Source organism: Ferrovibrio sp. MS7 (assembly GCF_038404985.1).
Classification (GTDB): domain Bacteria; phylum Pseudomonadota; class Alphaproteobacteria; order Ferrovibrionales; family Ferrovibrionaceae; genus Ferrovibrio; species Ferrovibrio plantarum.
This window is the reverse complement of record NZ_JBBKBA010000002.1, coordinates 38,899-63,517: the sequence shown is the minus strand read 5'-3', so window position 1 is coordinate 63,517 and position 24,619 is coordinate 38,899. Positions and strand designations below refer to the sequence as shown.

24 protein-coding genes are annotated in these 24,619 nt (G+C 62.6%); 13 read left to right on the top strand and 11 right to left on the bottom strand.

Annotation, left to right across the window (positions count from 1 at the left end; all coding sequences use genetic code 11):
• Positions 1–99: 99 nt before the first annotated feature.
• From V6B08_RS13665 to V6B08_RS13650, 4 genes are all read left to right on the top strand, one after another.
• Positions 100–1,506 (top strand): FAD-binding oxidoreductase, encoded by a 1,407-nt coding sequence (locus V6B08_RS13665; RefSeq protein ID WP_341981783.1) that lies wholly within the window; start codon positions 100–102, stop codon positions 1,504–1,506.
• Positions 1,507–1,634: 128 nt separating this feature from the next.
• Entirely contained in the window at positions 1,635–3,023 is a 1,389-nt protein-coding gene (locus V6B08_RS13660) for a class II 3-deoxy-7-phosphoheptulonate synthase (protein ID WP_341981781.1), read from the top strand.
• Complete coding sequence (locus V6B08_RS13655; RefSeq protein ID WP_341981779.1) at positions 3,004–4,176, top strand: nicotinate phosphoribosyltransferase; 1,173 nt, start codon at positions 3,004–3,006, stop codon at positions 4,174–4,176. Before V6B08_RS13660 ends, V6B08_RS13655 begins: the two co-directional genes overlap by 20 nt.
• 282 nt (positions 4,177–4,458) lie before the next feature.
• Complete coding sequence (locus V6B08_RS13650; RefSeq protein ID WP_341981777.1) at positions 4,459–4,701, top strand: hypothetical protein; 243 nt, start codon at positions 4,459–4,461, stop codon at positions 4,699–4,701.
• 14 nt (positions 4,702–4,715) lie between these two features.
• Here V6B08_RS13650 and V6B08_RS13645 read toward each other — a convergent pair whose 3' ends face one another.
• Together V6B08_RS13645 and V6B08_RS13640 are read right to left on the bottom strand one after the other, a co-directional pair.
• Positions 4,716–5,702 (bottom strand): Bug family tripartite tricarboxylate transporter substrate binding protein, encoded by a 987-nt coding sequence (locus tag V6B08_RS13645; protein WP_341981776.1) that lies wholly within the window; start codon positions 5,700–5,702, stop codon positions 4,716–4,718.
• Between the two features lie 31 nt (positions 5,703–5,733).
• Positions 5,734–6,744 (bottom strand): NADP-dependent oxidoreductase, encoded by a 1,011-nt coding sequence (locus tag V6B08_RS13640; protein ID WP_341981775.1) that lies wholly within the window; start codon positions 6,742–6,744, stop codon positions 5,734–5,736.
• A gap of 86 nt (positions 6,745–6,830) precedes the next feature.
• Between V6B08_RS13640 and V6B08_RS13635 the strand changes: the two genes are divergently transcribed.
• The 4 genes from V6B08_RS13635 to V6B08_RS13620 are packed head-to-tail and all read left to right on the top strand — an operon-like array spanning position 6,831 to position 11,307.
• On the top strand, positions 6,831–8,498 hold the full coding sequence (locus tag V6B08_RS13635; protein ID WP_341981773.1) for an NAD+ synthase: 1,668 nt from the start codon (positions 6,831–6,833) through the stop codon (positions 8,496–8,498).
• A complete protein-coding gene (gene cimA / locus V6B08_RS13630) occupies positions 8,495–10,147 on the top strand; it encodes a citramalate synthase (protein WP_341981771.1) in 1,653 nt (550 codons plus the stop codon). Before V6B08_RS13635 ends, cimA begins: the two co-directional genes overlap by 4 nt.
• A 4-nt stretch (positions 10,148–10,151) precedes the next feature.
• Positions 10,152–10,982, top strand: a complete 831-nt coding sequence (locus V6B08_RS13625) for an RNA methyltransferase (RefSeq protein ID WP_341981769.1) — start codon at positions 10,152–10,154, stop codon at positions 10,980–10,982.
• A gap of 40 nt (positions 10,983–11,022) precedes the next feature.
• A complete protein-coding gene (locus tag V6B08_RS13620; protein ID WP_341981767.1) occupies positions 11,023–11,307 on the top strand; it encodes a cupin domain-containing protein in 285 nt (94 codons plus the stop codon).
• 13 nt (positions 11,308–11,320) lie between these two features.
• Here V6B08_RS13620 and V6B08_RS13615 read toward each other — a convergent pair whose 3' ends face one another.
• On the bottom strand, positions 11,321–11,824 hold the full coding sequence (locus V6B08_RS13615; protein ID WP_341981765.1) for a thioesterase family protein: 504 nt from the start codon (positions 11,822–11,824) through the stop codon (positions 11,321–11,323).
• 45 nt (positions 11,825–11,869) lie between these two features.
• On the opposite strand from V6B08_RS13615, the gene V6B08_RS13610 reads away from it, so the two are divergent.
• A complete protein-coding gene (locus tag V6B08_RS13610; protein WP_341981763.1) occupies positions 11,870–12,634 on the top strand; it encodes a methyltransferase domain-containing protein in 765 nt (254 codons plus the stop codon).
• Between the two features lie 19 nt (positions 12,635–12,653).
• Here the strand turns inward: V6B08_RS13610 and V6B08_RS13605 are convergent, their stop codons facing one another.
• Complete coding sequence (locus V6B08_RS13605) at positions 12,654–13,736, bottom strand: AbrB family transcriptional regulator (protein WP_341981761.1); 1,083 nt, start codon at positions 13,734–13,736, stop codon at positions 12,654–12,656.
• A gap of 14 nt (positions 13,737–13,750) precedes the next feature.
• Entirely contained in the window at positions 13,751–14,776 is a 1,026-nt protein-coding gene (locus V6B08_RS13600; RefSeq protein ID WP_341981759.1) for a M14 family metallopeptidase, read from the bottom strand.
• A 340-nt stretch (positions 14,777–15,116) separates the two neighbouring features.
• Here V6B08_RS13600 and V6B08_RS13595 point away from each other — a divergent pair, with 340 nt between their 5' ends.
• Positions 15,117–15,374, top strand: coding sequence for a hypothetical protein (locus V6B08_RS13595; RefSeq protein ID WP_341981757.1), 258 nt, complete (start codon positions 15,117–15,119; stop codon positions 15,372–15,374).
• Here V6B08_RS13595 and V6B08_RS13590 read toward each other — a convergent pair.
• The 6 genes from V6B08_RS13590 to V6B08_RS13565 all read right to left on the bottom strand — a co-directional run bounded on the left by V6B08_RS13590 (position 15,371) and on the right by V6B08_RS13565 (position 20,685).
• Positions 15,371–15,715: a type II toxin-antitoxin system RelE/ParE family toxin gene (locus tag V6B08_RS13590; protein WP_341981755.1), complete on the bottom strand. Its 345-nt coding sequence runs from the start codon at positions 15,713–15,715 to the stop codon at positions 15,371–15,373. The two genes, V6B08_RS13595 and V6B08_RS13590, sit on opposite strands and share 4 nt — an antisense overlap.
• Positions 15,687–15,941, bottom strand: a complete 255-nt coding sequence (locus V6B08_RS13585; RefSeq protein ID WP_341981753.1) for a hypothetical protein — start codon at positions 15,939–15,941, stop codon at positions 15,687–15,689. The genes V6B08_RS13590 and V6B08_RS13585 overlap by 29 nt, the downstream gene beginning before the upstream one ends.
• Before the next feature lie 153 nt (positions 15,942–16,094).
• Positions 16,095–17,054 (bottom strand): ribonucleotide-diphosphate reductase subunit beta, encoded by a 960-nt coding sequence (locus V6B08_RS13580; RefSeq protein WP_341981751.1) that lies wholly within the window; start codon positions 17,052–17,054, stop codon positions 16,095–16,097.
• 167 nt (positions 17,055–17,221) lie between these two features.
• The gene (locus tag V6B08_RS13575; protein ID WP_341981749.1) at positions 17,222–17,683 is read right to left on the bottom strand and encodes a MarR family winged helix-turn-helix transcriptional regulator; all 462 of its coding nucleotides are present in this window, start codon (positions 17,681–17,683) and stop codon (positions 17,222–17,224) included.
• 71 nt (positions 17,684–17,754) lie between these two features.
• Entirely contained in the window at positions 17,755–18,171 is a 417-nt protein-coding gene (locus tag V6B08_RS13570; RefSeq protein ID WP_341981747.1) for an Ohr family peroxiredoxin, read from the bottom strand.
• 252 nt (positions 18,172–18,423) lie between these two features.
• Positions 18,424–20,685: an AAA family ATPase gene (locus V6B08_RS13565; protein ID WP_341981745.1), complete on the bottom strand. Its 2,262-nt coding sequence runs from the start codon at positions 20,683–20,685 to the stop codon at positions 18,424–18,426.
• A 375-nt stretch (positions 20,686–21,060) separates the two neighbouring features.
• Here V6B08_RS13565 and V6B08_RS13560 point away from each other — a divergent pair, with 375 nt between their 5' ends.
• The 3 genes from V6B08_RS13560 to V6B08_RS13550 all read left to right on the top strand — a co-directional run bounded on the left by V6B08_RS13560 (position 21,061) and on the right by V6B08_RS13550 (position 24,557).
• Positions 21,061–21,489 carry an SPW repeat protein gene (locus V6B08_RS13560; RefSeq protein ID WP_341981744.1) on the top strand — a complete coding sequence of 143 codons (429 nt, stop codon included), beginning with the start codon at positions 21,061–21,063 and terminating at the stop codon, positions 21,487–21,489.
• A 75-nt stretch (positions 21,490–21,564) separates the two neighbouring features.
• Positions 21,565–21,978, top strand: coding sequence for a peptide-methionine (R)-S-oxide reductase MsrB (gene msrB, locus V6B08_RS13555; protein WP_341981742.1), 414 nt, complete (start codon positions 21,565–21,567; stop codon positions 21,976–21,978).
• A 116-nt stretch (positions 21,979–22,094) separates the two neighbouring features.
• Positions 22,095–24,557, top strand: a complete 2,463-nt coding sequence (locus tag V6B08_RS13550; RefSeq protein ID WP_341981740.1) for a patatin-like phospholipase domain-containing protein — start codon at positions 22,095–22,097, stop codon at positions 24,555–24,557.
• Positions 24,558–24,619: the final 62 nt, after the last annotated feature.

Below are 24,619 nucleotides of genomic sequence, written 5' to 3'. Positions count from 1 at the left end.
GTTACATAGCCCAAGGCCCCCCGCCTGACCACCGCTGGCATTGCCATAAATCCGTCACCGCGCTACGACTTAGGGCAACCACCGGAAGGAAACCCGCCCATGGCTGCCACCGCCGCTGCCCCCCGTCTGTCCGCCACCGCCACCGAAGCGGCAATTGCGGCGCTCAAGCAACTTCTGGGCGACCGCCTCAGCACCGGCCAGGCGATCCGCGAGCAGCATGGCAAGGACGAGAGCTGGCACCAGCCGCAGCTTCCCGATGCCGTCGCCTTCGCCCAGAGCACCGAGGAAGTGGCCGAGATCGTGAAGATCTGCGCCGCCCATGGCATGCCGATCATCCCCTATGGCGCCGGCACCTCGCTGGAAGGCCATGTCGGTGCGCTCCAGGGCGGCTTGAGCCTCGACGTGATGCAGATGAACAAGATCCTCCGCGTCAACGCCGAGGACTTGGATGTGGTGGTGCAGCCGGGCGTGACGCGCAAGCAGCTCAATGAATACCTGCGCGATACCGGCCTGTTCTTCCCGATTGATCCGGGTGCCAATGCCTCGATTGGCGGCATGGTCTCGACGCGGGCCAGCGGCACCAACGCGGTGCGCTACGGCACCATGCGCGAGAATGTGCTGGCGCTGACCGTGGTGCTGGCCGATGGCCGCATCATCCGTACCTCGAAGCGCGCCAAGAAATCCGCCGCCGGTTATGACCTGACGCGGCTTTTCGTCGGTTCGGAAGGCACGCTCGGCATCATCACCGAGATCACACTGAAGCTCTATGGCATCCCGGAATCGATCACCTCGGCGGTTTGCGCTTTCGATAGCCTGGAAGGCGCGATCAAGACCGTGATCGCGACCATCCAGAGCGGCATTCCGGTGGCGCGGATCGAACTGCTCGACGACCTGCATGTCGATGCCATCAACCGCTATGCCAAATACGACATGCCGGTGAAGGATACTCTGTTCCTGGAATTCCATGGCACCGAGGCCGGCACCCAGGAACAGGCCGAACTGGTGCAGGCCATCGCCGCCGATAATGGCGGGCAGAATTTTTCCTGGACCACCAAGCCCGAGGAACGCGCGCGGCTGTGGCAGGCGCGGCATGATGCCGCCTATGCGGCGAAGTCGTTGCGGCCGGGCTGCGAAATCTGGGCCACCGATGTCTGCGTGCCGATCTCGCGGCTGGCGGATTGCATCCTCGAAACCAAGGAAGACCTGAAGCAGAGCTTCCTGATCGCGCCGCTGGTCGGCCATGTCGGCGATGGCAATTTTCACCTCGCCTTTGTCATCGACCGCGCGAACCCGAAGGAGATCGAGGAAGCCGAGCGGCTCAATGCCCGCCTGGTGCAGCGCGCGCTCTCCATGGAAGGCACATGCACCGGCGAGCATGGCATCGGCAGCGGCAAGATGAAGTACCTGATTGCCGAGCATGGCGAGGCGGTGAGCGTGATGCGCTCGATCAAAAAGGCCCTGGATCCCGATAACCTGATGAATCCGGGCAAGATTTTCTCCATCTGAGGCTTTCCCCGGCTCGGCCGCCGCCCGAGTCGAGGCGGCTGGCGCTGCCTGTGGAAAAGTCCTATTCTGTCGCGGTGCAGCATCCGTTCGTATGCGTATGGATGTGTTGAGTCTTGGGAGTCGTTGAAATGAACGCGCGTAAATGGTCGCCCGATAGCTGGCGTGGCAAGCCGATCCTGCAGGTGCCGGAATACCCGGACCAGGCGGCGCTGAACGCTGTCGAGCAGAAGCTGTCGAACTATCCGCCGCTGGTTTTCGCCGGCGAGACCCGCAACCTGACCGCGGCTTTGGGCCGCGTTGCCGAAGGCCGTGGCTTCCTGCTGCAGGGCGGCGACTGCGCCGAGAGCTTTGCCGAGTTTGGCGCCAACAATATCCGCGACATGTTCCGTGTGCTGCTGCAGATGTCCGTGGCGCTCACCTTTGGCGCTGCCCTGCCGGTGGTGAAGGTCGGCCGCATCGCCGGCCAGTTCGCCAAGCCGCGCTCGGCCAATACCGAGAAGCGCGGCGATGTGGAATTGCCGAGCTATCGCGGCGACATCATCAACGGCATGGAATTCACGCCGGAAGCGCGCATCCCCGATCCGAACCGCCAGTTGCAGGCCTACAGCCAGGCGGCGGCGACGCTGAATCTGGTGCGTGCCTTTGCGCAAGGCGGTTACGCGGATCTGCATAGAGTCCATCGCTGGAATCTCGGCTTCGTCGCCAAGAGCCCGGAAGCCGAGCGCTGGCAGGACCTGGCGAACCGCATCAGCGAATGCCTGGATTTCATGGAAGCCTGCGGCATCACGCCGGAGCGTTCTGCCGAACTGCGCACTGTCGATTTCTATACCAGCCATGAGGCGCTGCTGCTCGGCTACGAGCAGGCGATGACCCGCATCGATTCAACGTCGGGCGAATGGGTCGACACTTCGGCGCATATGCTGTGGATCGGCGACCGCACGCGGCAGCCGGATGGCGCGCATGTGGAATTCCTGCGCGGCGTGATCAATCCGATTGGCCTGAAATGCGGCCCGACCAGCGATCCGGATGAACTGATCCGCCTGATCGACATTCTCAATCCGCAGAACAAGCCCGGCCGCCTGACACTGATCGGCCGCATGGGCCATGAGAAGGTGCAGACCTTCCTGCCCAAGCTGGTGCGCAAGGTGCGCCAGGAAGGCCGCCATGTGGTGTGGTCCTGCGACCCGATGCATGGCAACACGCTGACCTCGACCTCGGGCTACAAGACCCGGCCGTTCGACCGCGTGCTGTCCGAAGTGCGGCAGTTCTTCGAGGTTCATCTGGCCGAAGGCACCCATGCCGGCGGCATCCATCTCGAACTCACCGGTCAGGATGTCACCGAATGCATGGGCGGCGCCCAGGCGATTGGCGACGACGATCTCTCCAGCCGCTACCACACCCATTGCGATCCGCGCCTCAACGCCTCGCAGTCGCTGGAGCTGGCCTTCCTGGTCGCCGAGATGCTGAAACTGGAACGCAACAACCGCACCATCCGCCATGCAGCCGAAGCCGACTGACGTCACCCAATTCGTCGGCCCGGCGCTGGCCGCCGAGCTGGAACGCGATATCGAAACGCGCACCGACACCTATTTCAAGAAGACGAAAGAGGTGGTGCAGCATTTCGGCGACAAGACTGTCACCTATGCGGTGTTCATGCGCCGCCCGGTGATTTTCTGCCCGCGCCTGATGGTGGAATGGCTGCAGAAGGTCGCCGCCGCGCGCGGCGTGCATTTCGATATCGAGCTGGTGCATGAGGAAGGCACCTGGGTCGGTGCCGGCGAGCCGCTGGTCTATCTCTCCGGCCCGATGGCGCAGCTGGTCGATCTCGAAACCATCTATCTGCAGAAGCTGGGCGCCGCCTGCGTTGCTGCCTATAACGCCTATTCGATGTGCTGCGATCTGCCGAAGGTGCGTTTCCTCGCCATGGATGCGCGCCATTGCGCTGGTGCCGAGATGGCTGAGATGATGGCCTATGCCGCAAGCGTGGGCAGCCGCGCCGCGCGGCGCGATGTCGGCGCCGCCGGTTTCATCGGCAATGCCACCGATGCCACCGCGCATTATTTCGGCAACGACAAGGGCTTCGGCACCATGCCGCATGCCCTGATCGGCTATGCCGGCTCCACGCTCCGCGCCGCCGAGCTGTATCACGAAACATTCCCGGCCGAGCCGATGACCGTGCTGGTCGATTATTATGGCCAGGAAGTTACCGATGCGCTGGCGGTATGCACCCGGTTCCCGGAACTGGCGCGCGAAGGCCGCCTGCAGGTGCGGCTCGATACCCATGGCAGCCGCTATATCGAGGGCCTCGATCCGCAGAGCTCGTATCAGGTACTCGACCGCCATGTGCCGAACGCCATCCGGCAATACCGCTCGGAAGCGGAACTGCGCTGGATGGTCGGCACCGGCGTCTCGGCTGCTGCGATCTTCCATATGCGCGCCGCACTCGACAAGGCCGGCTATCTCAACGTCAAGATCGTTGGTTCGTCCGGCTTCAATGCCGCGAAGTGCAAGGTGATGGCCAGCGTCAAGGCGCCGATCGACATTGTCGGCACCGGCTCGTATCTGCCGGATAACTGGACCGAGACCTACGCCACGGCGGATATCGTCGCCTATGACGGCGTGCCGAGCGTCAAGGTCGGCCGCGAATTCCTGCTGCGCAAGGTGAAGTAGGGTATTCCAAATACCTCGTCATGCCCGCACTTGATGCGGGCATCTCAATGGCCGCGACCGCCTTGTGTCGGTTTACGCGACCACGGACCCGGCTTGGTACGGTGAGTGGGCAGTGGGTCGACGGGCCCGCGTCACAACCACGGTTTCAAGCGGCGGATCAGCCCCGCCCTGGGATACCTGCTCCCCAAGAGGGGCGGGCGCCATCGACGGTTGCCAGTATAGCGCCTTTCCCCGAAGTCGCAATCACGCCTTCAGGGCGCCGCGTCGGCGCGCTAGGAGCCGGTGGAACTCGGCAGCCTGGTGGCCAGCCAGGGCGATGACCTGGCGGCCAATCCGGCTTTTCCCGGCGAGCTGCAGCCGTGCAAGCGCTACCGCGCCGCATCGGCAGCGCAGATCGCCGAGATCGCCTGCCGGCTTGATCCTGAATTGCTCGGCCGCTCGGCCTCGGTATGTGTCCTGGCGAGGGATGCCCTTGCCAAGCCTGGGCATGACGATGCAAAGAGAGGTGTCATGCGCGGGACATGACGATCCTCCGATGCCTACTCCGCCTTCACATTCGCCACGCGGATCACCTCGGCCCAGCGTTTGATGTCTTCCTGCTGGAATTTGGCGAAGTTGTCGGCATCGCGCACATTCACCGTCATGCCCTGCTTGGTGAAGGTTTCGCGCACGCTGTCCTTCTTCATCGCTTCCAGCACCAGGCCGCGATAGCGTGCCAGCGCCGCGGCCGGCGTCGCGGCCGGGGCGAAGATGGCGAGCCAGGCATCGGCTTCCACGCCGGCCACGCCACCCTGGGCGATGGTCGGCAGTTCGGGCAGATGCGGCGAGCGGTTCGGCGAGGCCACGGCGATGGCGCGCAGCTTAGCCGTCTGCACCTGGCCGAGCACCGTGGGCGTGGTGGCGAAGCTGCAATCGACATGGCCGCCGAGCAGGTCCTGCAGCAACGGCGCCGAACCCTTGTAGGCAACATGGGTGAGGTCGACACCCGCTTTCACCTTGAACAATTCGAGCGCCAGATGCGACGCCGAGCCCGGGCCGGTGGAGCCGCAATTCAGCTTGCCGGGCTGCGCCTTGGCCAGGGCCAGGAACTCGGCGAAGTTTTTCACCGGCAGGTCGTTCTTCACCACCAGGATATGCTGCAGGTCGGCCAGCAGCGCGATGGGCGCGAAATCCTTCACCGGATCATAGCCGCCGCCATTGGGCAGCAGCGAGATGTTGGTGGCATGGGTCTGGTTGGTGGAAGTGAGCAGCATATGGCCATCCGCCGGGCCGCGCGCCACTTTCACCGAGCCGATGGCGCCGGCACCACCGGGCACATTCTCAACGATCACCTGCTGACCGAGATCCTTGGCGATTTCCTGGCCCACCAGGCGGGCGAGCGCGTCGGTCGGGCCGCCAGCCGGATAAGGCACCACCATGGTGACGGTCTGGGTCGGATTCCAGGTTTGAGCGCGCGAGAGGCCGGGCAGGGCGGTGAGCGCGGCCGTGGCGGCGCCCGCCTGGACGAAATGGCGACGGGTAAGCATGGGTTTCCTCCGTATGACTTTCTTGGGCTGATTACAGCTTATCCGGCCCGATGCGCACAAGCTGCTTGCCGAAATTCTTGCCCGCCAGCATGCCGACGAAGGCGGCCGGTGCGGCTTCCAGACCTTCGGCGATGTCTTCCTTGTATTTCAGCTTGCCGGCCTTGATCCAGCCGGCCATCTCCTGGATCGCGCCCGGCCAGTAGGGCATGTGGTCGGAGATGATGAAGCCGGTGACGGTGGCGCGGTTCACCAGCATGTGGCGCATGCCGGTGAAGCCTTCCGGCTCAGTGAGATTATACTGGCTGATGATGCCGCAGAGCGGCACGCGGGCGAAGGTGTTGAGCCGGCCAAACACCATTTCCATGATCTTGCCGCCGACATTCTCGAAATAGACATCAACGCGCTTCGGCGTCGCGTCGCGGAAGGCGGCTTCCATATCGGGCGCCTTGTAGTCGATGCAGGCATCGAAGCCGAGTTCGTTCACCACATAGTCGCACTTGGCCTTGCCGCCGGCGATGCCGACGACGCGGCAGCCCTTGATCTTGGCGATCTGGCCCACTGTGCCACCGACCGCGCCGGAAGCGGCGGAAACCACCACGGTCTCGCCTTCCTTCGGCTTGCCGATCTGCATCAGGCCGTAATGCGCCGTCACGCCGGGCATGCCGAGCACGCCGAGCCAGGTGGAAAGCGGCGCGATGCGCGGGTCGATCTGCACCAGGCCGGTGCCGTCGGTGACGCCATAGCCGCGCCAGCCGAGATTGCCCACCACATAGCTGCCGACTGGGAATTTCGGGTTGTCGGATTGCATCACCTCGCCGACCGTGCCGCCGATCATCGGGTCGCCGGGCTGGAGCTTGGCGAGATACGAGCGGCCCGGATCCATCACGCCGCGCATATAGGGATCCAGCGACAGCCAGATGTTGCGCACCAGCAACTGGCCGGGGCCGGGGGTGGGGATCGGGCGTTCCGCCACCTCGAAATCGGCTTCCGTCACCCAGCCCGTGGGATGCTGCTTCATCAGAACATTCAGGTTCTTGGCCATGATTTCCTCCCTGGTTGATTTGTCGGACAGACTACCCCAAGCCGGGCATTGCGGTAAGCCTGTCGTGGCGTTAAGTGTCTAGCACCATGACAAATTCCCTGAAAATCGCCCTGGCCCAGACCAATGCCGTGATGGGGGACATCGCCGGCAACCGCCGCCGTATCGAGACGGCGCGGGCGGCGGCTGCCGCCAAGGGGGCGGACCTGGTGGTGCTGCCGGAGCTGTGCATCATTGGCTACCCGCCGGAGGACCTGGTGCTGCGCCCGGCGGTGCAGCGGGAATGCGAGCAGGCGGTGCGGGCGCTGGCGGCACAGACCAAGGATGGCGGCCCTGGTCTGCTGGTGTCGTCGCCCTGGGTGGATGGCGGCAAGCTCTACAATGCCGCGATGCTGCTGGATTGCGGCGAGATCGTGGCGGTGCGCTACAAATACGACCTGCCGAATTATGGTGTATTCGACGAGAAGCGCGTCTTTGCCGCCGGGCCGCTGCCCGGCCCGATGGTGTTCCGCGGCGTGCGGCTCGGCGTCATGATCTGCGAGGATATGTGGTCGGCGGATGTGGCCGAATGCCTGGCCGAGACCGGCGCCGAATTGCTGATCGTGCCGAACGGTTCGCCCTTCGAGGCCGGCAAATGGGACCAGCGCCTGACGCTCGGCGTTGCCCGCGTGGTCGAGACCGGCCTGCCGCTGATCTATCTCAACCGCGTCGGCGGGCAGGATGAACTGGTCTTCGACGGCGCGTCTTTCGTGCTCAATGCCGACCGCAGCATGGCGCTGCGCCAGCCGGAATTCGTCGAAGACATCGCCATCACCGACTGGCGCCGCGAGGGCGAGGGTTGGGCTTGCGCCAAGGGCACGATTGCCAAGCCGCTCGACCGCCTGGCCTCGATCTATGGTGCCATGGTGCTGGGTTTGCGCGACTATGTGAATGCCAACCGTTTTCCGGGCGTGGTGCTGGGCCTCTCGGGCGGTATCGACAGCGCGCTTTCCGCTGCCGTGGCCGTCGATGCGCTGGGCGCCGACCGCGTGCGCTGTGTGATGCTGCCCTCGCGCTACACGGCGCAGATCAGCCTGGATGACGCCGCCGAATGCGCGCGTGCGCTCGGCTGCACCTATGAGACTATTCCCATCGAACCGGGTGTTGCTGCGTTCAGTGAAATGCTGGCGCCGGCCTTCGCTGGCCGCAACAGCGACCTGACGGAAGAGAATCTGCAAAGCCGCATCCGTGGCGTCACGCTGATGGCCTTGAGCAACAAGTTTGGCCATATGGTGCTGACCACCGGCAACAAGTCGGAAATGAGCGTCGGCTATGCCACGCTTTATGGCGACATGTGCGGCGGCTATTCCGTGCTCAAGGACGTGTACAAGATGACCGTCTTCGAGCTGTCGCGCTGGCGCAACCAGCATATTCCAATGGACGCGATGGGGCCGGAAGGCCGGGTGATACCCGAACGAATTATCACCAGGCCACCCAGCGCGGAACTCCGCGAGGACCAGACCGACCAGGACAGCCTGCCACCCTACGAGCAGCTTGATGCGATCCTGGAAATGCTGGTGGAGCGGGAACTCTCCGTCGCTGAGATCGTGGCCAGCGGACAGCCTGAAGCGGTGGTGCGCCGCGTGCAGCATTTGCTGTACATCGCGGAATACAAGCGCCGCCAGGCGCCGCCCGGTGTGAAGATCACGGCCCGGAATTTCGGCCGGGATCGTCGCTATCCGATTACGAATGCATTCCGGGACCCGACCCCATCATGACCACCTCCAATTCCACCAAGACCGGCAATTCCACCAAAACCGGTAAGGACCGCGTTTACCTCTTCGACACCACGTTGCGCGATGGCGCCCAGACCCAGGGCGTGGATTTCTCCACCCAGGACAAGCGCAGCATCGCCAAGGCGCTGGACAAACTCGGCGTTGCCTATATCGAAGGCGGCTGGCCGGGCGCCAACCCCACCGACACCGAATTCTTCGCCGCCAAGCCGGCGTTGAAGCGGGCCAAATTCGTGGCTTTCGGCATGACCAAGCGGCCCGGCCGCTCGGCAGCCAACGATCCAGGCCTCGCCGCGATCTTCAACGCCCAGGCCGATGCCGCCTGCCTGGTTGGCAAGTCGTGGGATTTCCAGGTCGATATCGCGCTCGGCATCCCGCTCAGTGAGAATATCGAACTGATCGCCGACAGCATCGCTGCCGCCCATGCCCGTTTCGGCGAGGCGATGTATGACGCCGAGCATTTCTTCGATGGCTATAAGGCCAATCCCGGCTTCGCGCTGGATTGCCTTCGGGCCGCGCTGGATGCCGGTGCGCGTTGGGCGGTGCTGTGCGACACCAATGGCGGCACCATGCCCTACGAGGTCGAGCGCATCGTCGGCGAAGTGGTGCAGAAGCTTGGTGATGGCAGCCGGCTTGGCATCCATACCCATAACGACACCGAGAATGCGGTGGCCAACACGCTCGCCGCCGTGAAGGCCGGCGTGCGCCAGGTGCAGGGCACTCTGAACGGGCTTGGCGAACGCTGCGGCAATGCCAACCTGATCGCCCTGATCCCATCGCTGATGCTCAAGCCCTGGTTCGCCGAGCATGTCGATATCGGCCTGAGCGAGCAGGACTTGACCCATCTCACGGCTACTTCCCGCGTGCTGGACGAGCTGCTGAACCGGGCGCCGAACCGCCATGCCGCCTATGTCGGCGCCTCGGCCTTCGCGCATAAGGGCGGCCTGCATGTCTCGGCGGTGATGAAGGACCCCAAGACCTACGAGCATGTGCCGCCGGAAACCGTCGGCAACCGCCGCCATGTGGTGATGTCGGACCAGGCGGGGCGCTCCAACCTGCTGGTGCGTCTGGATGAAGCCGGCATCCCGTATGATGCCGCCGATCCGCGCCTTGGCAGCCTGCTCGAAGAAGTGAAGCAGCGCGAATCCGAGGGCTATTCCTATGATGGTGCCGAGGCCAGCTTCGAGATGCTGGCGCGGCGCGCGCTGGGACAGTTGCCGGAATATTTTCGCGTGCGCAGTTTCCGCGTCATGGTGGAGCGGCGTTTCAATGCCAAGGGCGAACTCGTCACCGTGTCGGAAGCCACGGTGAAGCTGAACGTGGATGGCGAGACCCTGTTCTCGGTGGCGGAAGGCAACGGCCCGGTCAACGCGCTGGACCATGCCCTGCGCAAGGATCTGGGCCGCTTCCAGAGCTATCTCGATGATCTGCGGCTGGTCGATTTCAAGGTGCGCATCCTCAATGGCGGCACCGAGGCGACCACGCGCGTGATGATCGAGAGCGCTGATGGCCAGGGCAACCGCTGGGCCACGGTGGGCGTGTCGCCGAATATCGTCGATGCGGCTTTCGTGGCGCTGATGGATAGCATCAACTGGAAGCTGCTGCGCGACGGCGCACCCGCTTCACGCCTCTGAAGCAATGGCCGGCACGCATCGGCCGAAACTGGGAGACCTGGCGCCGCCGGGGCCGCTGCATCGCGGCCCGGCGGTGATCCTGGTGGAGCCGCAGCTTGGCGAGAATATCGGCGCGGCGGCGCGCGCCATGCTGAATTGCGCGCTCACCGAGATGCGCCTGGTGAACCCGCGCGACGGCTGGCCTAACCCGGCGGCCTATGTGCTGGCGAGCCGCGCCGATCCGGTGCTGGATGCGGTCAGCCTGTTCAAGACCGTGCCCGATGCGGTGGCCGACATGCACCGCATTTATGCCACCACGGCACGGCACCGCGACATGATGAAGCCGGTGGCGACACCGCGCGAGGCGGCGGCGATGATGCGCGCCGACATGGCGGAAGGCCGCCGCGTCGGCATTCTGTTCGGCCCGGAACGCACCGGACTCGATAACGACCATGTGGCTCTGGCCGATGTGGCGATCAGCGTGCCGCTCAATCCCGGCTTCTCGTCGCTGAACCTGGCGCAAGCCGTGCTGCTGATCGGCTATGAATGGTTCACGGCAGCGGATACCACGGCGCCTCTGGTGCTCGACAACGCCTATGGCGGCTGGGCCAGCCAGGAGGAAGTGGAGGGGCTTTACCGCCACTTCGCCGAGGAACTGGAGGAAGCCGGCTTCTTCCACAATATCGCGCCGAAGAAGGAGGCCATCCTGCGCAACCTGCGTAACCTGCTGCAGCGCATCCCGATGGCGGCGCAGGAAGTGCAGACCTTGCGCGGCATGATCAAGGCGCTGGCACTCGGCCGGCCGAAACGCCCGCCTTACTCGCAGCGCCAGAAGAAGCCCGCCGATCCGGTTTGAACCCCGCTTATCTGGTTTGAACAAAGCTCAGGAGACTGCCATGCCGCAAGCCGTACCGACCCAGCAGGTGGATGATGAGCGCGTGCGGGTGACGCGCTGGGATTTCGCGCCGGGCGCTGCCACCGGCCACCATGTGCATGAATATCCCTATGTGGTGACCTATCTCACCGATGCGCGGCTCAGGATCATCGGTGCCGATGGCGCGGAAAGCATGGTCGAGATGCAGGCGGGCGGCAGCTACTCGCGGCCCAAGGGCGTGGCGCATGACGTGATCAACGCCGGCAGCGCGCCGATGGCCTTCGTCGAAGTCGAGATCAAGCTCTAGCTCTAGCTCTAGCTTATTTCTTCGTCAGCCCCAGGCTGCGGCCGGCCTGTTCCGGCTTGGGCAGTTTGGCATGGCCTTCGAGCATCTTGCTGAACAAGTCCTGATGCTCTGGCAGGAAGGGCGTCGAGCGCCGCGTGCCGAGATCGACATGCACCAGCACCTGTTCGGATGTCGCGGCGAGATAGCCTTTCTCGGCGTGATGCATGGCGATGAAGTAGTGCAGCCGCTTGGCATCGGCGCCAAGGAGCTGGAAGCTGAAGCGCAGCTCATCGCCTTCCACTACCTCTTGCAGATAACAGACATGGGTCTCCAGCACGAAGGTGGAGAGGTTGGTGCGCTGCACGTAGCTCCAGTCGAGGTCGAACGGCACGAACAGCTTGTCCAGCGCCTGATCGAAGATGACGTTGTAATAGCCGACATTCATATGCCCGTTGGCATCGATATGCTCGGGCAGCACGCGCATGCCGGTAAGCTGCATGGGTTGATCGAAAGTGATGGCGGCTTGAGAAGAATTCATCCCGAAATCCCTTGGCGAAACCGTTTCCTCTAGTACGCTAGTGGCATGACCTGGGACCCGACGCAATACCTGAAATTTGCCGGCGAACGCCTGCAGCCCGCCATCGACCTGTTGCAGCGCGTGCCGCTCGCCAGCCCGGCCAGTGTTGTGGATATGGGCTGCGGCGCCGGCAACCTGACGCCGCTGTTCCTGGCCCGCTGGCCGGACGCCAAAATCACCGGCGTCGATTCCTCCCCGGAAATGCTGGCCAAGGCGCGCGCACAATACCCGCAAGCCAGCTATGTCGAAGCGTCATTCGCCGAGTGGCGGCCGGCCGAACCGGTGGACCTGCTTTACTCGAATGCCGCGCTGCATTGGCTCGGCAGCCATGAGACGTTGTTTCCGAGTCTGCTCAAGACCGTGAAGCCCGGCGGCTACATGGCGGTGCAGATGCCGCGCAATTTCGCCGCCCCGTCCCATACCAATATCCTGGCCGCCGCCGAGGCTGGCCCCTGGGCGCCGAAGCTGCTGCCGTTGCTGCGGCGCAACCCGGTTTCCGAGCCGGGTTTCTACTGGCGTTTGCTGCACGACAAGGTGGCCGAGTTGCATATCTGGGAAACCGAATATACCCAGGTGCTGACGGGCGAGAACCCGGTGGCGGAATTCACCAAGGGCTCTGCGCTGAAGCCGCTGCTGGATGCGCTGGCGGGCGAGGAGCGCGCCGCTTTCGAAGCCGATTACCGCGCCCGCATCGCGAAAGCCTACCCGAAGGAAACCAATGGCAGCACGCTGTTTCCGTTCCGCCGGCTGTTCATCCTGGCCCGCGCCTAGGCAGTAAAAGACCTGGGCGCTAATCCGCCTTCAGCTTGAACAGGCGGAATGCCTGTGGCGCCAGCACCACCACCACCATGATGCGGAACACGTGCATCGAGGAAACGATGGCGACCTCGACGCCGAGCGCCAGTGCCACCAGGCTCATTTCCGCGAGGCCCCCCGGCGCCAGCACCAGGATCAGCGTCTCGCGCGAGAAGCCGAGCGGCCCGGCGGCCAGCGTGGTGAGGCCGACCGCCAGCGCGATCATCACCAGCGTCGAGATCAGCGCCAGCTTGGCCAGCCGCCCGACTTCGCGCAAAGCCGTGCCGGCGAAGCGGCAGCCGAGCGAGCAGCCGACCACGACCTGGGCGATGGCGACGATTTCCGGCGGCGGCTTGGCCGCCGACCAGCCCATCAGATGCACGAAAGCCGAGCAGATCATCGGCCCGAGCAATTGCGAGGCCGGCAGCTTCAGCCGCCGCGCCAGTGCCCAGCCGACCAGGCCGCAGCCGACCAGCAGCAGGCCGTCATCAAGGGCCATGGCGCTGACGCCGGGGCCGGGCGTCATCGGCGGCACATAGAAGCCTTCGACGAGGCGGAAGTAGAAGGGAATCGTCATCACCGTGACGAAGATGCGGATGGCGTGGCACAGCACGATGGAGCGCGCATTGCCGCCCATGGCTTCGCCCACCATGGTCATTTCCTGCAAGCCACCCGGCGTGGCGGCGAAATAGCTGGTCACCGGATCGAGGTTGCCGCCCTTGCGGAACACCCAGTAGCAGACCGCCGTGGCGATCGGCACATAGACCAGCATCAGCGCCATCAGGCCGAGCCATTCGCTCCAATGCCGCAGCATTTCCGGCGTGAAGGCCGAGCCGAGCATGACGCCGAGCACCGTGACCATCAGCTCGCGCAGCCGCATGTCGACAAACACCGGCAGCCGCTTCGGCCGCCCGAACAGCGCCAGTGGCGCCACGAAGCACATGGCGCCGAGCATCCAGGCCAGCGGCACGCGCAGCCACAGGAACAGCGCACCGCCCACCGCGCCCACGCCGAGCGTGAAGGCCGTGGCGGCGATCAGCCTCGGCGTCAGTTGCGGGGTGGGGCGGGCTATTGCCACGGGATCAAGCTGGCTTAGGCCGAGAGCCGCCGGCCGAGCCGCACCGCGGTCTGGCCCGCTTTCAGCCGCCGCGTCGGCATGATCAGCACGCAATCGTCATAGGGGGTGCGGATCGTCACCGGGCCATCCTGGGCGATGGCGGTGCCAGCCTGCGCGATGCTTTCCAGGCCGGTGAATTCGCCGATGAAGCGGAATTCGTTGCTCTCGATGGTGACGGCGTCGGTCACTTCGACGAAATGCTGCGTCTGCGCCGGCATCGGTGCCACGCCATGCTGAGCCAAAAATGCATCATCGGCCTGGCCGGCGGCTTTCAGGAAACGCAGCATGGTTTCAATCGCCATCGGCCGGCTGTCGGCGGCCCAATGCTGGCCGCATTCCACCAGCAGCGCGTTCTTGGCACTGGCCGGATTGCTGAAATCGCCGTAATCGCGCATGCGCTTGCCGGCCTTGTGGCCCTCATCGGCGACGACGAAATTCGGCACCCCGACGGCGCGGGCAAGCTCACGGCCCTTGGGCAAGGGACCCGAGAGCATCAGCGCCGGCGAGGGCGTCTGCATCGAATGGATATCCAGCAGCAGATCGGTGTCGCGGATCAGCGGCTCGATCTCGCGCGCGCGTTCCAGTTCCACAGAACTGCGCGAGGAGCGCAGCACATCCTCGCTCCACACGCGGTTCATGTCCTCATCCACGAAGCGCGAGGCGGTCGGCTCCTGCGGATCGAAGCGCATATAGGCGGCGATGTTGCAGAAGATCAGCGTCAGCTTGCCCACCAGCGGGCGGAAGCCACTGCGCAGCAGCAGGTCCAGCGCATGGGCACCACAGACCTCGTTGCCATGGATCAGCGCGGTGATGGTGACGCTGGGGCCGGGCTTGCCGGAGTCGAGGCGATGCGCGAAGGGAATGCCGGTATTGCCCTGGCGCCAGGCATCGATGGGGATGGGCAGCAGCGCGAGAACCGGGCTGGCCGAGGGACCGGGGGAGGCAGCGGTGGCAGAGGCGGGCGGGAGCGGACTCTGGTTCGGGCTCTGGCTTTGGGCCATGGCGGGCTTTTCTCCATCTGCCAATCGTTGGAGGCGGCTAGTTTGTTCGGGTGGCTGCTTGGCGGTGAAATAGCAGAACATCGCGGGCGCGTCATGCTGCTTCGCCACGCTTCGTTTCGCTTCCCACTTACTCCCGTTTGTTCCCGGACATTCCGGCGATTTTGTCACAAGGCTTTTTCCGGGCTCTACCGGCCTGCCCGGCACGACAAAGCGCGCCGACCGGCGAAAGGCCGGCAGCCAGCATTACCTGCCAAAGCATCACCTACCAGAGCATCGCCTAGCCGCGTATGCAGGGTGAGGTATAATAAAGAATATAACAGGAACATAAAGCGGTCAAGACTTGCTTGAGCCGGGCGCAGCGGCGGATTATCCTGGCGCCATGATCGACAGCATCGGATCCAGCCTCGCGGCCTTCAGCCAGGCCGAAGCCCGCCTGACCAAGGCGGTGAAGCTCGTCGCCGAGGGCGGCCTCGACGCCGACGCCATGGCCGCCGCCGCCCAGCTTTTCGCCCAGGCCCAGCTGCAGCAGGCCACTGCCGGCGTCAGCCTGCGCACCGAACTGGAACAGCGCCGCCGCGCGGTGGATATCCTGGCTTAGACTTTGCCTTGCTCCAGCACAGCGGCCTGATCGCGGGCTGCATGCAGGATACGGGCGACAAGGATCGAGCGTTTCTCCCGGATCAAATCATAGTAGATGATCCAGCTTTCCTGCACGGCGCTGCGGGCATTCGGCCCATATTCAGGGCGGGAGCGCCCGAGATGGGGGAAGCGTTCCAGGCGCTTGAGCGCCTTTTCGATCCGCCGCAACACCGCATCGGCCTGAGCCGTGCCGCTCTGCGCGCTGATGAAATCCCAAATACCGAGTAAATCCCGCTCAGCCGCGCGGCTATAGCGGATCGTTGCGCTGGGCCTAGCGTTTCGGCTGCGACTTCCGGGCATGGCGCTTATTGGCCAGGGCGATAATGTCTTCCATCGAACGCTTGGATATAGCGCCCTTGCGCAATTGCTCGAAGCCCAGCGCCACGTCACGCTTCTCCAGCTTGTCCCGCTCGTCCAGCAGGCGCAGTGCCTCGGCCACCACGCTGTCGGCATCGGCATAGGCCCCATTGCGCAGCTTGCGGCGGATGCGGGCGGCGATGCGGGGTGAGAGTTCCAGCGTAGTCATGGCGCCAGTATGCGCGCCCGGCCGGCGGGCGGCAAGCGGGGCTTACGCGACGTGAAATGGGATTCCTGCTGGCGCGGGAATGACAAAGAAAGAGAAAAAGAAAGGGCGGCTGTGTGGCAGCCGCCCTTCGTCTTATCGATGCGCCAGCCGCTTTTACGCGAACGCATCCTCCCAGGAGCCCTGGGTCGAGGCCTTGGAATATTCCGTGGCGCGGTTCTCGAAGAAGTTGGTGTGCTCGACGCCGTTGAGGATCGCATCCAGCCAGGGCAGCGGATTCTTGGCGATGCGGTACATCGGCTGCAGGTTGAGCTGCAGCAGGCGGCGGTCGGCGGTCCAGCGAATGTAGTTCTTCACGTCATCGGCGGAGAGGCCCTGCACGCCGCCGAGTTCGAAGGCGAGGTCGATGAAGGCATCCTCGTGATCGACGATGGTGGAGCAGGCGACATAAAGCTCGCGCTGGAATTCCTCGGTCCAGACTTCCGGGTTTTCCTCAACGAAGGTGCGGAACAGGCGGATGATCGAGTTGGTGTGCAGCGTTTCGTCGCGCACCGACCACGACACGATCTGGCCCATGCCCTTCATCTTGTTGAAGCGCGGGAAGTTCAGCAGGATGGCGAAGGAAGCGAAAAGCTGCAGGCCCTCGGTGAAGGCGCCGAACACCGCCAGCGTCTTGGCGATATCCGCCTTGGTCTCGACGCCGAACTGCTGCATGTAGTCGTACTTGTCCTTCATCTCCTTGTAGCGGAGGAAGGCCGAGTATTCTTCTTCGGGCATGCCGATGGTATCGAGCAGGTGCGAATAGGCGGCGATATGCACCGTCTCCATGTTGGCGAAGGCGGCCAGCATCATCTGCACTTCGGTGGGTTTGAACACCCGCGCGTAATGCTTCATGTAGCAGTTCGAGACTTCCACATCGGCCTGGGTGAAGAAGCGGAAGATCTGCGTCAGCAGGTTCTTCTCGCCCGGGGTGAGCTTCTTCTGCCAGTCCTTCACGTCATCGGCCAGCGGCACTTCCTCGGGCAGCCAATGCACGCGCTGCTGCGTCATCCAGGCCTCATATGCCCAAGGATACTGGAAGGGCTTGTAGACCGGTTTGGCGTCGAGAAGCGGCATGATGGAATCCCCGTGACAGCGCACTGATAATGGTTTGATTCGTCGTCAATCCATTATTGCAACTGGGATTCTTCGGAGCAATAGGTAAACCCAACATGTAGTGCCTTTAATATTGGGGCGATCTATATGTTGATATTTCTATTATAGCTTGATGAAAAGGCTGTGAGTTATTTGGGGATGAATTGCTGCAAGCTATTGGTAAGCCCCTGCAATTCGGTGCGCAGCCGGGCAATGTCGCGGTCGGGCAGCGGCAGCAGGCAGGACAGCCCCTCTTTCATCGCCGCCACGCCGGTTTTCAGGTCGCGGCCCGCCTGGGTGAGGGCAATGCGCACCAGGCGCTCGTCCTGGCCGTCGCGCTGGCGGGTCAGCAGGCCGGCAATTTCCATGCGCTTGAGCATCGGGGTGAGGGTGCCGGAATCGAGATGCAGCCGTTCGCCGAGCTGCTTCACGGTGAGGCCGGGGCCGGGCAGCCCGTCCTGCTCCCACAGCACCAGCAGCACCAGATACTGCGGATAGGTGAGGCCGAGCGGTTCCAGCTTGTCGCGGTAGAGCCGGGTCATGGCGTTGGACGCGGCATAGAGCGCGAAGCAGAGCTGGGCGTCGAGCTTGAGATTGGAATCGGCGGACATGGCTATAGCCTCCCCGATTGGCGCCGGGCTCCGCAAGAAGCCCGGCGCGGTATCGTGGATCGGAATGGGACTTAGACCGTCGCCTTCACGGTGGCGTCGATATTGCCACGGGTCGCCTTGGAATACGGGCAGACCTGATGCGCGGCATGGGCGAGCGCGTCGGCGGTGGCCTGGTCTAGGCCCGGCAAATGCACCACGATGGCGGCGTTCAGGCCGAAGCTGGTCTCATCCTTGCCGATGCCGATGGTCACGGTGACGGTGTTGCCGGCCGGCAGGGTCACGCCCTTGCCGCGGGCGACCAGGCCCAGCGCGCCCTGGAAGCAGGCGGCATAGCCCGAGGCGAAGAAGGTTTCCGGATTGGCGGCATTGCCCGGGCCGCCGAGTTCCTTCGGCATCGCCAGCGTCATGTCGATGATGCCGTCGGCCGAGGTGACGCGGCCGGAGCGGCCGCCGGTGGCGGTGGCGGTGGTGGTGTAAAGCGGGGTCATGGTCGGTCTCCTGTTGGGTGGCCCCCAGTTCAAGGGCCGTTGCTGTCTGACGGGATAATTAATAGCGCACAATTTAATTTTGAACAAGCTAAATTTTGATGACAGCGGTCACATTTGGGTGGTAACGCCTTGGGCGTCACCAGGGTGGTTCGCCACGGAGTCCGGACACGCCGACACCAGAAGTTTCGAAGGTGCAATTGCTGCTTCCCAGTGGAACTCAGGAAGCCGTGGCTATCAGTGAGCAGCAAGAGCCTACAGTGCTGATGCACCCTTAGCTAAACGCTCGAGACCATCATAATGGTCGGGTGCAACCGCTTTTATCATCTCAAGAAGATAAGTCGTGTTCTTCTGCGTCTCGGCGACGAGGGCTGGGTCGAAGCCTTTGCCCGTCATGTGTGATAGGTCATTCGTGAACTTGTAGATGGCGGTTTTTTTGTTGTCGTCAAATTTTAGTTTATCGAGTTTCTTGTACAGATTCTCATTGGATGGGACATGAAATTCGAGAAACGTCTCCAGCAGTTTCCTGGCAATATTTGGAATGTTGTAGGACGATTGAATCGTGCCGTCCGACTCAAACGTGTATAGAAGTTTGAAGAGGTAATGATACTCGGTCGGATGCTCAACAAGAAGTTGGTCAAGCTTCATGAGATGTGAGCTTCTTCCGGCTGCCGCTTCTGTGCAGACAATCATAAGATAAGAGCGTTGATTCTGTTTGGCTCCGTGGTCAAGCCAATTTAGCAATAGCTTCAAGAAATCGAAGTTGTGGGTGAACAGGAAAACCTGCTTGGCTTCCTTGACCGCATTTTTCAAGTAAGAAAATGCTTGGAATATTGCTGCTGCGTCTAGACTGGATATTGGGTCGTCAATGACTACGATGCCTTCCTTGATATCGAAGTCCTGGTCACCAAGTTGCACAATGAAGTAAAGAAAGGCGATGGCAGTCTTCTCGCCTTCGCTTAACCGCCGCGCAGGTTTCCCCCGGCGCTTTAGTCGATATCCGTCATCGCCCGAATCAAATGTCAGGTCTGTACGGCCAAGAAAAGCATTGAGCTTGCTGGTCATTTGAGCTCCACCAGCGTGCGCGCTTGATACCTTCGCCTTTTTTTCGCTAATGGATTTCAGCAGCTCATCAAGACTGCGAGCGTCTCCTAAATCGGCGGCGCCGTCCCTCAGCTTTTTGATAGTGTTCTGCGTGGCGTCTATTTTTTCGTCGAACTCTCTCACCTGCGGCGCGATGGACGACAGATAATGCGTTTCAATGGCGTGCCTAGCTGCTTTTTTCTGCGCCTCGAAATCAGCCGATTTGGCATTGTGCCTGTCAATTAGCGCTCTGACCTTATCCAGAGACTGGAATAAAGCCGTAGTATCCACGGCGATTTCGATAGCATACGGCTTCGAGCGTTCGGTCAGCTTTTTCGATAGAATCTCCGCCACTTTGCTTACTGCAGTCAGTGCACTGGTCCTTGCGGTCTCGAATTCCTGGGCTGTAGCTTCAAAATCCTCCCGGATCTCGGAAAAAAGGCCCGCCTTCGGTGGTATCTGGACGCTGGAGATAGCTGCGTTGATATCATGTGCCGTTTTAATCTCTGCTTCGATTTCAGTCTTCAGTTGCTGGTCCGCAGTGCTGAAATGCTCAGAAAGCCTTTTCAGCCGTTCTTCCGGCAGTTTCTGCCCGCAGAATTCGCAATCCTTCGACTCATGCGTGCGGTGGATTTCCAAACCGGTCTCGACCCAGAGTGATATATCCGGCTTCTCGACAAGTCGGCTTAGCGCATCGACCTGAGACGCACGCTGAGTCAGAATTCCTGTAGCCGTGACCAGCGTGCTCAGCGCAATCTGAATGTCTATTCCGGCGCCTGACTTGGCCTTCACCTTTGGCTGAGAAATCTGCGGCACAGCTTCCGCCTGTTCCTGACGGATAGTTACTCGGTGAATGTCGAGTTCGGCCTCCGAATATGTCTTTGGCGTCGTCAGCTTTTTATAGGCGGCTTCTGCGTCCGGTTTGCGATAGCCACGCAGAGTTGTCCCACTCGTCGCCTCGCCGATCGTCTTAGCAATGGCCGAAAATGCCTTTCCCTTGTCGGTCTCAAGCTTTGTCAGCGCCACCGTCTCGACGTCGAGCTTGGCTTTCCGGTCGTCGTGCGCGGCCTGTTCAGCCTTTATTTCTTCAGCGAGCTCTTTGTTTTCCTGGCCAACAATGAGGATATGCTTCAGCGGTCCGTTGAACTGACCTATGTTCGCTTCGATATAGTCCGAATTGAAAACACGGATTTTCCGTGGGCTCGGCTGCCCCTTGGCCAGCGTGCCTGCGTCAGTCGTTATCGAATAGTCGAGGTCGGGGTAGTCTGCATGCGCGCCGGTCTGAAGCGCAGTAAAAAGCCTGGACAACGTTGTCTTGCCTGAGCCGTTCTCACCGTAAATCAGGTTGAAGCGTTTGAAGGGGGGCAGATCCACCGCTGCAGCAAAATCTCCAAAGACCCCGAGGCCCTTAATCTTGTTGATTGCCGTAAGCATCCTAGCCCCCGCCGATCTATTCCCAGGAACAAGTTACCAAAAATAGAAGTGTCTTACGCCCGTTTATTTCTCGCAATAGTTGTTTTAGGACTAAGGGCACCGAATTAATTCAAAATAATCAGGAGTAGTATTAATTGGCGAAACACGGCCATCACAAGTCGGCGGCCAGCCTGGCAGCGAGAGGTGCCCCGCTCACGAACAAGTCACGCCTGCACCACGATTTTGCCGTGATCGGGAGTCATATCTCCTGCACCGGCAGCGCTCGCGGGGCGCGGCTGGGGGAGCCGCCACCGCACTGCCAGACCTTGAGGCCGAGCCTTAAGGTCAGACCCTGAGGGAAGTATCCCTCCGGGATGTTGCATCTGGAGGTGCGTCATGGGCCAGCTATCGAAACTGCATTCCTTCCCTCATCGCTTCGACCATCGCGGCATCGGGCTGCATCACACACCGCCGCGCAAGACACGCCTGCCCTGGGAGGCCTGGGCAATGCTGGCGTTGGCTGTCGCCATCGGCCTGTCGCCCTGGAGCTTCGGCTTCACCGGCCTCGCCAGCGCCACCATGAACAGCGTCATCATCGGCATGCTGGTCTTCGCGCTGGCCGGCCTCACGCTTACCCTCCAGGATCGCTGGGAGGGCTGGGGCAATCTGGGCCTCGGCGTCTGGCTTTGCCTCTCGCCCTGGCTGTTCGGCTATTATCCCATCAGCCAGGCGGCCTTGCCGCATGTCGGTCTTGGCTTGGCGGTGATGCTGGTGGCGATTCTCGATCTCTGGCGCGGCTGGGGCGAGGATGACGGGGAGCATTGACGTACAGGTTCCTGGTCCTGGCTCTTAACGCTGGACGGCGTCGCCCTATATGCTGGGCACAGCAGGAGGGCGCCGATGGCCGACCGCGACACGAAATCCTTTCCGATCCAGTTGGAAGATGCCGAGTGGCGCAAGCGGCTGGATGCCGCCGCCTATCAGGTGCTGCGCCATGCCGCTACCGAGCGGCCCCATACCAGCCCGCTCAACCATGAGAAACGCGCCGGCCAGTTCCTCTGCGCCGGCTGCGGCTCGGCGCTGTTTGACTCCGAGACCAAGTTCGATAGCGGCTGCGGCTGGCCGAGCTTCTACCAGGCCAAGGACGGCGCGGTGGCGACCACAGAAGACAACAGCCATTTCATGCGCCGCACCGAAGTGCTCTGCGCCAAATGTGGCGGCCATCTCGGCCATGTATTCCCGGATGGCCCGGCGCCGACCGGCGACCGCTATTGCATGAACGGCGTGGCACTGAAATTCAAGCCCAAAGGCTAAGCCATTGGCGTGTATATACAATAAGAAATACTATTTTTTGGTTTATTAAATAGAAAAACGTCCCAGAATAATGCTGTTCCGGCCTGAGGCGAGGCCGGTGCGGCATGGGGGCGAGCATGACGAACAGCGAAAGTCTGGCGCGGTGTGGCGCGGAAGAGTTCCTGCGCCAGGAAGCAGAATTGCTGCAAATCAAGCCGGGGGCCGAGATCGGTGCCCTGGCGCTCTCGGGCGGCGGTATCCGTTCGGCGTCTTTCGCCCTCGGGCTGCTGCAGGCTTTTGCCAAGGCGGATGCGTTGCAGGCGTTCAAATATCTCTCCACCGTTTCCGGCGGCGGCTATGCTGGCGCGGCGCTGAACTGGGGCCGCCATATCACCGGCCTCGACCCGAAAGATTTCCTGCTCGATCCCTCGCCACAGAAGAATCTGCCGGTCGGCGCGGACTCGCTGCTGGCGCATATCCGCCGCCGCGCCAATTACCTGGCGCCGAACAAGCGCATCGATCTGCTGGCGGCGGGCTACAATGCCATGCGCGGCGCCATCGCCTCCTTCCTGTTCTATAGCTGGATGATGCTGCTGGGATTCGTGGCTGTGGCAGCATTGGCTTATGTGGTGGGCTGGGGCGTCGAACATTTCTGCGATGCCATCCCCAAGCTCGCGGGCCTGGTCGGTGCCTGCGGTTTCGAACCGTCCTTCGTGGCGCGCGCCGGCCTTGGCGGGCTGGCCGCTCTTATCGTCGTGCAGGTTGTTGCCACGCTCTGGGCCTTTGCCTATTTCCTGCGTGATTTCGTCAGCCAGGATGATTACGCAACACGGCTGAACGTGGTGGTGCAGTCGGGATGGGAACTGAAACTCTATCTCGGCGCCCTGGTGGCGACCCTGCTGCCGACCCTGCATGGCCTCATATCCGCCGCGCCGATTTTCGGCGCCGGCACCGATGTCGCCAGCCAAAGTCTGGTATCCGCGATCATTGCCGCGGTGGGCGGTATCGCGGCCAAGATTTCCACTTTCAGCCAATTGAATCCGAAGCAGCGCGCCCTGGCGCTGCGTGGTGCCGCCATACTCATCCTGGCGGCGCTGCTGTTACTGGTCTATGCCGCCGGCTCATGGGTTGTCGGCACTGTACTCGGCGCGGCGGGATGGGCGCCGGTGGCGGCAGTGGAGGATGCGGTTGATCTGGCGATGCAGCGGGCGGCGCTTGGCGGCGCCGTGATCCTGCTGCTCGGTTCGTTCGTGGTGTGGTGGCTGGCACCGGGTCTGCCGGGGCCGAATTTCCTCTCCATGCACCGTTTCTACCGCGATCGACTGATGGAGATTTTCCTGCCGGAGTTCAACGGCATCGCCTGGATATCGCGCGACGACAAGCACTCGCTGGCGGGGCGCCGACGCGGCAAAAAGCCACTCACCGAGGCCCTCAACAGCCTGACCAAGCGCAGCCAGCAGGAAACCGTCTCGCGGGAGATCGGGCTGAATGTTTCGGTGTGGCATGATCCCGATACCTTCTCCCTGGTATCGGCCAAGCCGTCAGCGGATGCAGAGGGCGAGCCCTATCTCTATCCGCTTATCAACACCAACCTGGTGGCGGTGCATGCAGAGCAGCAGTTGCTGTGCCAGCGCGGCGGCGACAGCTTCCTGTTCTCGCCGCTCTTCTGCGGCAGCGATGCCACCGGCTGGATCGATTCCGAAAGCTATATCGGCGGCGAGGGCGACCGCGCGCTATCCTACATCACGGCGGTGGCGATTTCGGGTGCCGCGGCCAATCCGAATACCGGCGAAGGCGGCGCGCTGCAGCGCAGCCCCGCCGTTGCCACGCTGATGACCTGGCTGAACCTGCGGCTTGGTTACTGGATGCCAGCGCCGAGCCGCGTGCGGAAGGATGCGGCGGGCAAGGTGCAGCGTCCGATTGCGACGCTGTGGAATCCCGGTTTCACCAGCCTCTGCCATGGCGGCGCCTCGGAGAGCGGCGGCGACTTCATCGAAGTGTCCGATGGCGGCCATTTCGACAATATGGGCCTCTATGAATTATTCCGCCGCCGCGTGCGCTGCATCATCCTGTCTGATGCCGCCGCCGACGAGCAGCGGCAATTCGGCGACCTTGCCCATTCGCTCACCCTGGCGCGCAGCGATTTCGGCGTCTCGGTCTATTTCGGCCCGCCGGAGGAAATGAATGCGGCGCTCAACGACAGGGGCTACGCGCTTGGCGCCATACGCTATCCAGCAGTGGACAACCTGCCGGTGCTGGAGGGCTTGCTCATCCTGGTCAAGCCGACACGCCTGAAGTCGATGCCGGTGACGAGCTGGGCCTATGGCGAGGCCAGCCCGGCGTTTCCGCAGGAGACCACGGCAGATCAGTTCTTCTCGGAAAAGCAGTTCGAGGCCTATCGCCAGTTGGGCCGTCATATCGGCACCACTTTGATGCAGGATATGGATGGCGGCGGCGGCATGGATGATCGGTATTGCGTGCTGTGCGACGCACAGCGGCGCTTCCATGGCGATGCCGTTCCGCAGAATGCAGCGGCGGGCAAAATCGATTTGGGCCCGCTTAAGAGAGTATTGGGGCCCGGGATGAAAGTCGCCGGATAAGGCCGATGAGTAGCCGGTAAGACCGCCGCAAAAGAAACGGCCCGGAATTTCTTCCGGGCCGC

Excerpts from the sequence above, each read along its gene's own strand:
- V6B08_RS13665 (WP_341981783.1), top strand. The coding sequence starts at position 100 with ATGGCTGCCACCGCCGCTGCCCCCCGTCTGTCCGCCACCGCCACCGAA.
- V6B08_RS13660 (WP_341981781.1), top strand. The coding sequence starts at position 1,635 with ATGAACGCGCGTAAATGGTCGCCCGATAGCTGGCGTGGCAAGCCGATC.
- V6B08_RS13655 (WP_341981779.1), top strand. The coding sequence starts at position 3,004 with ATGCAGCCGAAGCCGACTGACGTCACCCAATTCGTCGGCCCGGCGCTG.
- V6B08_RS13645 (WP_341981776.1), bottom strand. The coding sequence starts at position 5,702 with ATGCTTACCCGTCGCCATTTCGTCCAGGCGGGCGCCGCCACGGCCGCG.
- V6B08_RS13640 (WP_341981775.1), bottom strand. The coding sequence starts at position 6,744 with ATGGCCAAGAACCTGAATGTTCTGATGAAGCAGCATCCCACGGGCTGG.
- V6B08_RS13635 (WP_341981773.1), top strand. The coding sequence starts at position 6,831 with ATGACAAATTCCCTGAAAATCGCCCTGGCCCAGACCAATGCCGTGATG.
- cimA (WP_341981771.1), top strand. The coding sequence starts at position 8,495 with ATGACCACCTCCAATTCCACCAAGACCGGCAATTCCACCAAAACCGGT.
- V6B08_RS13625 (WP_341981769.1), top strand. The coding sequence starts at position 10,152 with ATGGCCGGCACGCATCGGCCGAAACTGGGAGACCTGGCGCCGCCGGGG.
- V6B08_RS13620 (WP_341981767.1), top strand. The coding sequence starts at position 11,023 with ATGCCGCAAGCCGTACCGACCCAGCAGGTGGATGATGAGCGCGTGCGG.
- V6B08_RS13615 (WP_341981765.1), bottom strand. The coding sequence starts at position 11,824 with ATGAATTCTTCTCAAGCCGCCATCACTTTCGATCAACCCATGCAGCTT.
- V6B08_RS13610 (WP_341981763.1), top strand. The coding sequence starts at position 11,870 with ATGACCTGGGACCCGACGCAATACCTGAAATTTGCCGGCGAACGCCTG.
- V6B08_RS13600 (WP_341981759.1), bottom strand. The coding sequence starts at position 14,776 with ATGGCCCAAAGCCAGAGCCCGAACCAGAGTCCGCTCCCGCCCGCCTCT.
- V6B08_RS13590 (WP_341981755.1), bottom strand. The coding sequence starts at position 15,715 with ATGCCCGGAAGTCGCAGCCGAAACGCTAGGCCCAGCGCAACGATCCGC.
- V6B08_RS13585 (WP_341981753.1), bottom strand. The coding sequence starts at position 15,941 with ATGACTACGCTGGAACTCTCACCCCGCATCGCCGCCCGCATCCGCCGC.
- V6B08_RS13580 (WP_341981751.1), bottom strand. The coding sequence starts at position 17,054 with ATGCCGCTTCTCGACGCCAAACCGGTCTACAAGCCCTTCCAGTATCCT.
- V6B08_RS13575 (WP_341981749.1), bottom strand. The coding sequence starts at position 17,683 with ATGTCCGCCGATTCCAATCTCAAGCTCGACGCCCAGCTCTGCTTCGCG.
- V6B08_RS13570 (WP_341981747.1), bottom strand. The coding sequence starts at position 18,171 with ATGACCCCGCTTTACACCACCACCGCCACCGCCACCGGCGGCCGCTCC.
- V6B08_RS13565 (WP_341981745.1), bottom strand. The coding sequence starts at position 20,685 with ATGCTTACGGCAATCAACAAGATTAAGGGCCTCGGGGTCTTTGGAGAT.
- V6B08_RS13560 (WP_341981744.1), top strand. The coding sequence starts at position 21,061 with ATGGGCCAGCTATCGAAACTGCATTCCTTCCCTCATCGCTTCGACCAT.
- msrB (WP_341981742.1), top strand. The coding sequence starts at position 21,565 with ATGGCCGACCGCGACACGAAATCCTTTCCGATCCAGTTGGAAGATGCC.
- V6B08_RS13550 (WP_341981740.1), top strand. The coding sequence starts at position 22,095 with ATGACGAACAGCGAAAGTCTGGCGCGGTGTGGCGCGGAAGAGTTCCTG.